Origin of the sequence: Comamonas sp. UBA7528 (genome assembly GCF_002479375.1) — a bacterium.
Classification (GTDB): domain Bacteria; phylum Pseudomonadota; class Gammaproteobacteria; order Burkholderiales; family Burkholderiaceae_C; genus Comamonas.
This window is the reverse complement of sequence record NZ_DLMU01000017.1, coordinates 24,663-34,396: the sequence shown is the minus strand read 5'-3', so window position 1 is coordinate 34,396 and position 9,734 is coordinate 24,663. Positions and strand designations below refer to the sequence as shown.

The window sequence follows — 9,734 nt, the reverse complement described above, 5'->3', positions numbered from 1 at the left end:
TAGCCATGGCTATTCTCAAAACCATACCCACGCCCAACGGAGTGTCGGCCGCACACCGCATCGTCAAGTCCGAGCTGGTCGACCTGGCCATCAAGGTGCAGGTGCACATGTATCCCAGTGCCGAGAAGGCGCAGGACGCGTACCTGCTGTGGCAGGAGTACCCCGTACTGCCGCTGAGCGCGCTGGATGTGCAAGACCCGGTGGGCTCGCTGGAGCGCGCCCTGGCGGCGCAAGAAGAGGGCCTGTTTGCCGGTGGCGTGTATGTCGCAGATCCTGCGGCCGACGATATCGACACTGCCAAGGCCCGCAAGTGGGCACAGATCAAGGCTGAGCGCGATGCCCTGGAAAGTGGCGGCTTTGATATGCCCGGGCTGGGGCGCTTTGACAGCAATGCGGAAAGCCGTGCACGCATCGTGGGCGCGGCCATGGCCGCAAAGATCGCCCAGGATGCTGCACAGCCCTACAGCATCCGCTGGACCCTGGCCGACAACGCCACGGTGGACCTGGGCGCTGAAGACGTGATTGCGGTGGGCTTTGCCTTGCTGGCTCACACCGACGGCATCCACCAGCGCAGCCGGCAAATTTACGCCCAGATCCAGACGGCACAGACGGCGGAGGAGGTGGCGGGCATCAGCTGGACGCAAGAGCCCGCAGAGATCGAAGCCGCCGCTTGAACACGAACAGGAGCCATAGATGGAAAACGACAACGCGATCAACCCGCGCCTGGCCGAAGTGCTGAACGCCAACGTGGGCAACAAGATAACGCCCGAGCTGTCGGCGGGCCTGCAGGCCACGCTGCAGCAGCTGATGAACGCCATTGCGCTGGAGGCCTACGAGGCTGGGGCAGCAGCCCCACGCGACGGCGGCCGCGCTGCAGGAGAGGTGACGGATGTGGAGCCCAAGGGCTGACGGCAGCCGGCGCGAGGCAACCAAGAGTTTAGGTTTTTGAGGACTCCTTCCAGGAATTTGGCTGGGGGGTAAGGGGGGTGTATGCAGGATGAGTGGGGAAACGAGCTGCCGGTGCGCACGATGCAGCAGGTGAATGGCCGGTTCGATGCGGGCAGCGCACGCATGGCTGAGATTGAGCGTGGTCAGGGGTCTATCGCGCGGGAACTGGAGCAGACGCGCAAAGAGTTGCACGAGCTCAAGCAGCAGCTGGCGGATCTGCTGGAGTTCTTCGGCGCCATGAAGGGGGCGTTCAAGGTGCTGAACTGGCTGGGCAAGCTGGCCCGCCCCACGGCCGCAATCGTGGCCCTGGGCGTGGCCCTGGCTGCGGCCTGGAACGCGGCACGCGGGGGGATCTACCCGAAATGAACTACAAGCAAAAGCTGATCGCCGCCATCGGTGCAGCAGCCGCGGCGGCTGTGGTGCCGTTCGTGGCCACGCATGAGGGGACTGTGCACCGCACGTACCGTGACCCCATAGGCATCGTGACGGCGTGCACCGGCCACACCGGGCCAGAGCTGCGCATGGGGCAGACCTTCACGAGGGAGCAGTGCGAAGCCATGCTGTATCAGGACCTGGCCCAGCATGCAGACGCGCTGGGCTGCATCCGCCAGGCCCTGACCGATGGCCAGCGGGCGGCGTTTCTGTCGTTCGCCTTCAACGTGGGGGAGGGGGCATTCTGCGGCTCTACCCTGGTGCGCAAGGCCAATGCCGGGGATATGGATGGGGCGTGCGCCGAGCTGAGCCGCTGGACCTACGCCGGCGGCAAGCAGCTGCCGGGTCTGGTGCGCCGCCGGGCGGCTGAGCGCCAGCTCTGCGAAGGGGGGCTGGCATGACGGGCCGCGGCAAAGCCATCATGGCGGCCCTGGTGCTGGCCGGGGCCTTTATCGTGGGGTGGACCGCCCAGGGTTGGCGGTCGGATGCTGCGCTGTCTCAGCTCCGGCAGGACCATGCGGGCGTGCTGGCCGCTATCGCGATCAAAACCCGTGCCGCAGCGGATGCGGTGAGGGCCTATGAGCGCCAGGCCGGATTGGCCCTGGCTGCTGCGGACAAGAAAAGTACCGAGGATCTGAACCATGCGAAAGCTGAAACACAGCGCCTGCGCGATTGCGTGCGCGCTGGCACTTGCGGGGTGCGCATCATCACCCGCTACGCCGATCAACCCAGTGGTACTGGCCCCGCAGATGCCGCCGCCGGCGGCGTGGGCGATGACACCATCACGCTCGATGCAGGCGTATCAGAGCGTGTTCTCGATCTCCGAGACGCCATCGCAGAGGACTCAGCAAAACTCAGATATCTCCAGCGGTACGCTGAGCAGTGCCAGCAGCCCGTAACGGTGACTGCAGGCGCGGATCCAGGTTAGCTTTGACTGTCAAGGGCTGAGTTGGTGTTGGATTGCAGCTAGTTGTCAGAAATACCAATGTTTTGGTATTCGCGATGAAACAAACATGCGGTAAATTGCAAACATTTGTAATTTGCTATCGCATTTTTTATTTCATAGCAGTGATGACGGTGCTCACCACTATGGATAACAACAAGCGCACTGAGGGAGCATGAGCATGAATCGAATTTATCGGAGCATTTGGAACGCCACACTGGGTACCTGGGTGGCTGCGCCCGAAACCGCACGCTGTTCCGGGGCAAACTGCGCTAGCGAGAGCAGTGCTTGTGGACAACCCGAACAACATCACCAAATGCGATTCCATTTGGTGGTAGCAGCTATCGTCACGTTATTTGGTACAGCCGCAGTGTCGACCAGTGCGCATGCTATTTGCTCCACTGCAGGCTCGAATGTCACTTGCTCGGGGGCAGCTAACCCACTAGCGCCAAGCTATTCCAATGGAGCTAACAACCTTCAAGTCACCGTCAATCCTGGCGCCACTCTGGGCACTCTTTTGGGCATTGGCGGAACTGCGTTGACGCTGACAGGCAGCAACATCACGCTTACCAACAACGGCACAATCGCTCCTGACGTGCTAGGTAGCGGCGGCCTCTCGATACAGTCCACAGGGGTAAGGATGGGTAATGCGGCCGCCAGTACCCAGACCGTTACAAATAACGGCAGCATGTTGGGCACAAGAGGCATGTCGCTCAATACTTTGACAGGTATGGCGTTGGCAGTACAAAACGGTACTGGCGGAACGACCAACATCACCAATACCGGCACGATGGGGACTTCAAGCCTCGCAGGAGGAGGGACTTTGCCCGCAGCCGATGCTGGTGTAATAGCTGCGTATGGCGGCGCACAAGTCTACGTCAACAATTCTGGCACCATCACTGGAAGGGTTGCGCTTGGCAGTTCATTGAATGGCAATGTCTTTGAAAATTCAGGGCAGATAACCGGTAGCGTCTCGCTGGGTGAAAATAGCACCAATCAATTCATCGCTACAACTGGTTCCTCAGTCAGTGGAACGGGGGGCTCTGGTCAGGCAGTCGATGTCAATATTGGCGGAAGCGTCATAAATTTCGCTGCCACGGGCACTGTCGATGGTGGCGTAGGCGGCACCAATACGCTGGTCTTGCAAAACGGCTTTGGCAACACACCTTTTGGCAGCGGCAGCGTATCGTCTACCACTTACAAAAATTTCAGCAAATTAGTGGTGAATGGTGGTACTTGGTCCATTCAGGGGCCGATCATCAGCGGTTCAACCAGCACCGAGTTGAACGGTGGTATCGCTCAAATCAGCGACGCCCTGGCATTCGGGACAGGATCAGTATCAGCCAATGGCGGAACACTGACCTCACAAGTGCCCAGCCTGTCCGTGGGTAATGATTTCTCGCTTGGCAGCAATGGCTTGAAGGTTTCGGGGGACAGCAATGTACTGACCCTCGCCGGTCAGATCACGGGTAGCGGTGCGCTGACCAAGACCGGCACCGGCACCCTGTTCCTGAATAATGCTAGCAACAACTTCACCGGTGGTGTAACCCTGAACGGCGGCACCCTGTCGCTGGTCAGTGCCGGAGCGCTGTCCAGCGGGGCCGTGTCGGTGACCGGAGCCTCCACCCTGGAGTTCACGACCCCGATTACGGTGGTCAGCAACGACATCACATTGGGCGCAGAATTGAATGTGCAGGGTGGTGCTAACGCGGTGAACCTGGCTGGCAATATCACCGGCACTGGCACATTGAACAAGCAGGGTACGGGCGTCCTGGTTCTCAGCGGAGCTAACAATTTCTCCGGTGGTCTGGGGCTGGGCGGCGGCAATGTGGTTTTCGACAATGCCGCAGCTGTTGGTAGCGGCACGGTGAGCGTGTCGGGGAACTCCACGCTCACCAACACCGCAGCGGTCACCCTTGGCAACAACATTGCCTTGAATAGCAATACCCTGGCATTAGCGAGTGCCAATGCGACCACCTTGAGCGGCACCATCTCAGGCTTTGGTGGGCAACTGATTAAGCAAGGCACTGGCGACCTGACCCTGGGTGGAGCCAATACCTTCGGCGGCGGTGTGCAACTGCAGGCCGGCAAGCTGATCATCGGCAGCGACGCTGCACTGGGTAGTGGTCAGTTGCAGGCTGCGGACGGCACCACGCTGGATACCAATGCGGCGCGCATCGTCACCAACAATGTGGCGCTCGGCGGCAACGTCACCGTGGCCGGCAGCAACGATCTGACCCTCACTGGCAATGTCAGTGGCAACAGCGGCAGTCTGACCAAGAACGGTGCTGGCACGCTGACCCTGGGCGGCAACAGCACCTACGGGGGCGGCGTTGCGCTCAACGCCGGTACGCTGCTGGTCAGCAACTATGGCGCCTTGGGTACTGGAGCCCTGACGACCGCCGCTGGTACCACCCTGGGCGCGACGACCGTGCCGGGCTCGGGCGTCACGCTCACCAATCTGGTCAACCTCAACGGCGACCTAACCCTCAACGGCCCCAACAACCTGAGTCTGAGTGGCGTGGTCAGCGGCACCGGCAACCTGATCAAGAATGGCAACAGCATCGTCCAGTTGGCAGCTGCCAACACCTTCCAGGGTGACACCATTCTCAACGCCGGCACCCTGTATGTCAGCAATGCCGGTGGGCTTAGCCAGGGCAGTCTGATCGCAAACGGGGGCACGCTGGATGCGGCTTCTGCCGTGACCATTGCCAACGCTATCACCCTCAATGGCGCGATGGCGGTGGGCGGGTTGTCCAACATGACGCTGCAAGGCGTCATCGAGGGTACCGGCAGCCTGGTCAAGGGCGGTGCAGCCAACCTGACCCTGACCGGAGCGAACACTTATACCGGTGGCACCAGCCTCAATGGCGGTACCCTGACCCTGGGCAACGCAGGTGCGATCGGTACCGGTGATCTGAGCGTCGGCGGTGGCGCCACGCTGGCCACAACTGCATCGATGAACTTGGGCAATGCGCTGCACTTAAATGCAGGATTGACCTTGGCAGGCAACGATGACTTGACCCTTGGTGGGGTGATCGACGGCGCAGGCGGCCTGACCAAGACCGGCACAGGTGAGCTGACCCTCAGTGGTGCCAACAGCTACGCTGGCGGCACCCAGCTCAATGGTGGCACGCTGGTGGTGGGTTCTAGTACCGCCCTGGGTAGCGGAGCACTGAGCGCCGCCGCAAACACTTCACTTCAAAGCAACACCGCTGTCAGTTTGTCGAACTCCATCAGCCTTGCTGGTAACCTCAATGTGCAGGGTAGTAGCGACCTGACCTTAAACGGAGTCATCGGCGGTAACAGTGGCAGCCTGACCAAACAAGGCACGGGAACTCTGACACTGGGTGGCAACAATACCTTCACTGGCGACACCTTGGTCAACGGCGGCAGCCTGAAGATGGCTTCGACCGGTCACCTGGCCAGCGGCCAGGTGACGGTGGCCAGCGGTGCCACTTTGGGCGGCAGCGGCACCTTGGCAGGCCATGTCGATATTCAAGCCGGTGCCACTTTGGCTCCAGGTGCAAGCAATGGAACAGGGGCCCTGACAGTTGGTTCGCTGAACATGGCCCAGGGCAGCCATCTGGCGATGGCACTGGGCGCGCCGGGCGCTGATTTCCAGACCCCGGGGCAAGGCACCAGCGTGAGCGTGACAGGCAATCTGGAGCTCAATGGTGTGACGCTGAGCTTGGCTGATGCTGGCGGCTTCGGCCCAGGGCTGTATCGTTTGTTTGACTATGGCGGGACGCTCACTATGAGCAATGGCGGCTTTGCCGCCAAACCGACAAGCTCCACCATTCAGTTTCTGACTGCCGACAAAAAGATCAATCTGATCAACACACAGGGCTTGACGCTGAATGTGTGGAACGCCAATGGGCAGGCATCCAGCACAGCCATGGGCGGTGGTTCTGGCACCTGGAGCAACACGGCGGCAGTATGGACCGATGCCACAGGCAGCCTCACCGCACCCATGCTGCCCCAGCCAGGCTTTGCAATTTTTGGAGGCACCTCCGGTACGGTCACGTTGGACGGTACCGCCGGGGCCGTCCAAGCCACCGGTCTGCAATTTGCCAGTGATGGCTATCGTTTGAATGGTGATGCCCTGACCTTGGTGGCGGATGCCGGCCATGCAGCTCCGATAGAGATACGCGTGGGCGACGGCAGCGGCGCAAGCAGCGCCTGGACGGCGACATTGGACAACGTGCTTGCTGGCAGTGATGGGCTGAAGAAAACCGGTGCGGGTACTTTGGTGCTGAACGGCAGCAACACCTACAGTGGTGGCACCACCGTAGCAGCAGGCACGTTGTCGGTCAGTAGCGATAGCAACCTTGGTCACAGCTCCGGCGCGCTGACTCTGGATGGCGGCACCGTTCAAGTCACCGGCACGGCTTTTTCCAGCAATGGCAGTCGCAACTGGGGGCTTGGCAGTACGGGTGGCGGTATTGACATTGCCGATGCCGCAAACAGCTTTACCTTGAGCAGCGCATTGACTGGCAACGGCAGCTTGCTCAAAACCGGCGCGGGTACGTTGACCTTGACGGGAGCCAACAACTACAGCGGCACCACCACCATCGATGCTGGCAAGCTGGTCGCTTCCGTGGCCAATCTGGGCAGTGGAGCCATCATCAATAATGCCGACCTGGAGTTGAGCCAGGTCAGTGACGCCACCCTGACACAGTCCCTCAGCGGTAGCGGCACCTTCACCAAGACCGGTGCGGGCAAGCTGACATTGGCAGGTGCCAACACCTCTACGGGTACGACCGTGATCAGCGCTGGCACTCTGGTGGCTTCCGCCGCCAACCTGGCCAGCGGTGCCATCACCAACAACGCTGCACTGGAGCTGAACCAGGCCAGCGATGCTGCCATGGCCCAGGCCATCAGCGGTAGCGGCAGCCTGACCAAGACCGGTGCGGGCAAGCTGACGTTGGCAGGTGCCAACACCTCTACGGGTACGACCGTGATCAGCGCTGGCACTCTGGTGGCTTCCTCCGCCAATCTGGCCAGCGGGGCCATCACCAACAACGCTGCGCTGGAGCTGAACCAGGCCAGCGATGCCACACTGGCCCAATCCATCAGCGGCAGCGGCACCTTCACCAAGACCGGTGCGGGCAAACTGACGCTGGCAGGTACCAATACGGCGACTGGAGAGACGGTCGTCAGCGCGGGCACTCTGGTGGCTTCCGCCGCTAACCTGGCCAGCGGGGCCATCAGCAACAACGCTGCGCTGGAGCTGAACCAGACCAGTGATGCCACCCTGACCCAGTCCATCAGCGGCAGCGGAACCTTCACCAAGACCGGTGCGGGCAAGCTGACGTTGGCAGGTGCCAACAGCTCCACGGGTACGACCGTGATCAGTGCAGGCACTCTGATGGCTTCCGCCACCAACCTGGCTAGCGGTGCCATCACCAACAACGCGGCACTGGAGCTGAACCAGGCCAGCGATGCTGCCATGGCCCAGGCCATCAGCGGCAGCGGCAGCCTGACTAAGACGGGGGCTGGCACCTTGACGCTGACGGGGGACAGCAGCAACTACAACGGCAGCACGCTGATTGCCAATGGCTTGCTGCTGCTGGGCGGTAACGGCAAGCTGGGCGGTAGCTTGACAGTGGCCAGTGGCGCCACGCTGGCAAGTACAGGCAGCGTTGGTAGTGCAGGTCGCACTGTCACCGTGCAAAGTGGCGCCACTATTGCTGCGGGGGATGCGTCAGCAGCTTACGGCACACTGCGTGTAGCCGGCGATCTGGTTCTGGAACAAGGCGCCACATACCAAGTGAAGGCAGACCCCAATTCCTCTGCCAGCAGCCTGATCAAGGTGGCCGGTTCGGCCACGCTGGCAGGCAGCGTGCTGCATGTGGGGAACGAATCCAATGCGGCTTCCGACTTCCAGGTGGGCAAGACCTACACCATCCTTCAGGCCAGCCAGATCAACGGTACCTTCAGTGCTGCTGCATCGAATTTTGCCTACTTGAATGTGGGGCTGGACTACCTGAAGACCAGTGGCACTACCACTGACGTGACGTTGACCCTGGAGCGTAACGACACCGCATTTGCCAGCCAGGCACAGACGCCCAACCAGGCGTCTGCGGCTACAGCCATCGAGAGTCTGCCGCGCACCCACCAGCTGTACAAGTATGTGCAGACCCTGCCTACGGGCGCCCCAGCGGCGGTGTTTGCCAGCCTGTCCGGCGATGTGCAGGCCAGCGTGGGCGGCAGCCTGGTGGGCCTGGGCGCTTTTGCCCCCAGCGTCAGCGGCCAGCATCTGCGCAACAACATAACGGCCGGCTTCCGCGCTGGCGCCCCGGTGGCGCAAAGCGATGGTCCGCTGCCCGCATCCGCCTGGCCGTCGTCCAAGGCCCTGCCGGCTTGGGCCGAGGTGGTGGGCCACTGGCAACGTTATGACGGCGACGGCAATGCCGCCCAGCTGAAGCAGCGCACCACCGGCCTGTTCCTGGGCATGGACGAAGAAGTGGGCACCAGCGGCTGGCGCCTGGGCGGATCGCTGGGCTACACCCAAGCCGACGGCAAGGTGGCAGACCGCTCCTCCGAATCGGACGTGAACAGCTACAGCGCAGCCGTGTACGGCGGCAAGAGCTTTGGCACCGGTACCGGGCCTCGCATCAATGTGCTGGGCGGCCTGGCCTACACCTGGCACGACATCGAGACCACGCGCAAGGTGCAGAGCCTGGGCCAGACCCTGAAGGCCGACTACAGCGCCCAGACGGCGCAGCTGTTTGCTGAAGTGGGTTACGCCATCGGCCAGTACGACAAGGTGGGGTTCGAGCCCTTTGTGGGTGTGAGCCTGGGCCAGCAGCGCACCGGTAGCTTCCACGAGCGCGGCGGCTTTGCCGCGCTGCAGGGCCGCAGCAGCACCGACGACCTGGCCAGCACCACCTTGGGCCTGCGGGTGCACAGCGACTTCCAGCTGGCAGGCAAGGAGGGGCGCATGCGTGCTACCGTGGGCTGGCGCCATGCGTTTGGCGATCTGGCGCAGTCCAAGACCATGGCGTTCGAAGGGGGCCAGAACTTCACCGTGGCCGGCACACCGCTGGCGCGCAACACCGCCGTGCTGGGCCTGGAGGCCGATGTGGCCCTGTCGCGCAGTGCCGCCCTGGTGCTGGGCTACCAGGGCGAGATGGGCAGCGGCCAGCGCGACCACTCTGCCAGTGTGAAGCTGCGCTGGGCTTTCTAAAGCGCCGAGCGCATTGCGTGCAAACCCCTGCCAGTGCAAACCGGCAGGGGTTTTTATTGGCTAGAGGGATGCAGCGACAGTCCAGGCTCACGGCAACCCGTCCTCATTGATCATCGACCGCAGGGTCGACTGATCTTCGCACTGGCCGGCAGTGAGCAGGTGGGGGTGCCAGCTGCGCATGAACGAGAAGAACGTGTAGAAGTCGGTTTCAGAGCTTGG

Annotated in this window: 6 protein-coding genes and 2 pseudogenes; all 8 read left to right on the top strand. The window is 62.1% G+C overall.

All coding sequences use genetic code 11. The features are described from left to right. The first annotated feature begins 5 nt into the window (after nucleotides 1-5). The 8 genes and pseudogenes from B3349_RS20530 (at nucleotide 6) to B3349_RS20505 (ending at nucleotide 9,515) form a co-directional block, all read left to right on the top strand. Nucleotides 6-674 (top strand): DUF4376 domain-containing protein, encoded by a 669-nt coding sequence (locus tag B3349_RS20530; RefSeq protein ID WP_291591572.1) that lies wholly within the window; start codon nucleotides 6-8, stop codon nucleotides 672-674. Between the two features lie 19 nt (nucleotides 675-693). Further along, nucleotides 694-909 carry a hypothetical protein gene (locus tag B3349_RS20525; protein ID WP_291591570.1) on the top strand — a complete coding sequence of 72 codons (216 nt, stop codon included), beginning with the start codon at nucleotides 694-696 and terminating at the stop codon, nucleotides 907-909. Between the two features lie 162 nt (nucleotides 910-1,071). Then, nucleotides 1,072-1,314, top strand: coding sequence for a hypothetical protein (locus tag B3349_RS20520; RefSeq protein WP_291591568.1), 243 nt, complete (start codon nucleotides 1,072-1,074; stop codon nucleotides 1,312-1,314). Next, nucleotides 1,311-1,781, top strand: coding sequence for a lysozyme (locus tag B3349_RS20515; RefSeq protein WP_291591565.1), 471 nt, complete (start codon nucleotides 1,311-1,313; stop codon nucleotides 1,779-1,781). The genes B3349_RS20520 and B3349_RS20515 overlap by 4 nt, the downstream gene beginning before the upstream one ends. Further along, the gene (locus tag B3349_RS20510; RefSeq protein ID WP_291591563.1) at nucleotides 1,778-2,308 is read left to right on the top strand and encodes a lysis system i-spanin subunit Rz; all 531 of its coding nucleotides are present in this window, start codon (nucleotides 1,778-1,780) and stop codon (nucleotides 2,306-2,308) included. Before B3349_RS20515 ends, B3349_RS20510 begins: the two co-directional genes overlap by 4 nt. Before the next feature lie 190 nt (nucleotides 2,309-2,498). Beyond that, nucleotides 2,499-2,597 (top strand): annotated as a pseudogene (locus B3349_RS20680) (ESPR-type extended signal peptide-containing protein); the annotation flags it as partial. A 42-nt stretch (nucleotides 2,598-2,639) separates the two neighbouring features. Further along, nucleotides 2,640-3,332, top strand: a pseudogene (locus B3349_RS20690) (autotransporter domain-containing protein); the annotation flags it as partial. Between the two features lie 360 nt (nucleotides 3,333-3,692). Further along, entirely contained in the window at nucleotides 3,693-9,515 is a 5,823-nt protein-coding gene (locus B3349_RS20505; protein WP_291591561.1) for an autotransporter-associated beta strand repeat-containing protein, read from the top strand. Nucleotides 9,516-9,734 lie beyond the last annotated feature (219 nt).